At 50.1% G+C, this 547-nt stretch carries 3 tRNA genes; all 3 read right to left on the bottom strand.

Annotated features, from left to right (window positions below):
* Position 1 precedes the first annotated feature (1 nt).
* The 3 genes from AB3351_RS23550 to AB3351_RS23560 all read right to left on the bottom strand — a co-directional run bounded on the left by AB3351_RS23550 (position 2) and on the right by AB3351_RS23560 (position 399).
* Positions 2–75 (bottom strand) — tRNA-Arg (locus tag AB3351_RS23550).
* Positions 76–160: 85 nt separating this feature from the next.
* Positions 161–236 (bottom strand) — tRNA-Gly (locus tag AB3351_RS23555).
* 83 nt (positions 237–319) lie between these two features.
* A tRNA-Leu gene (locus tag AB3351_RS23560) sits at positions 320–399 on the bottom strand.
* Between the last annotated feature and the right edge of the window lie 148 nt (positions 400–547).

Raw genomic sequence — 547 nt, forward strand, 5'->3', positions numbered from 1 at the left:
GCGTGCCCGGAGAGACTCGAACTCCCAACCTTCTGATTCGTAGTCAGACACTCTATCCGATTGAGCTACGGGCACATAATTAACATATCTATTGGGCCCCGCAAAAGTATTCGGCATAAGCTGCAAAGCATGTGCTTCACTTTTGTGGGTAGAACATAGATGGAGCGGACAACGAGATTCGAACTCGCGACCCCGACCTTGGCAAGGTCGTACTCTACCAACTGAGCTATGTCCGCATATAGTTTTACTGCTTTTGGGCCCCATAAAAGTATTCGGCATAAACTCCAAAGCCTTCTCTTCACTTTTAAGGGAAAAGTGATGCGGGTGGAGGGACTTGAACCCCCACGCCGAAGCGCTAGATCCTAAGTCTAGTGCGTCTGCCAATTCCGCCACACCCGCATGTGTAACATTCCTGCCCTCTTGGGCCCTGCAAAAGTACTTGGCATACGCTGCAAAGCATGTGCTCCACTTTTGTAGATAAATCATGGTGAACCATACTGGACTCGCGATGCACAGGATGTGCAAGCTTCCGTGTTGCTCACAGGAC

Source organism: Aneurinibacillus sp. REN35 (genome assembly GCF_041379945.2).
Lineage (GTDB): Bacteria > Bacillota > Bacilli > Aneurinibacillales > Aneurinibacillaceae > Aneurinibacillus.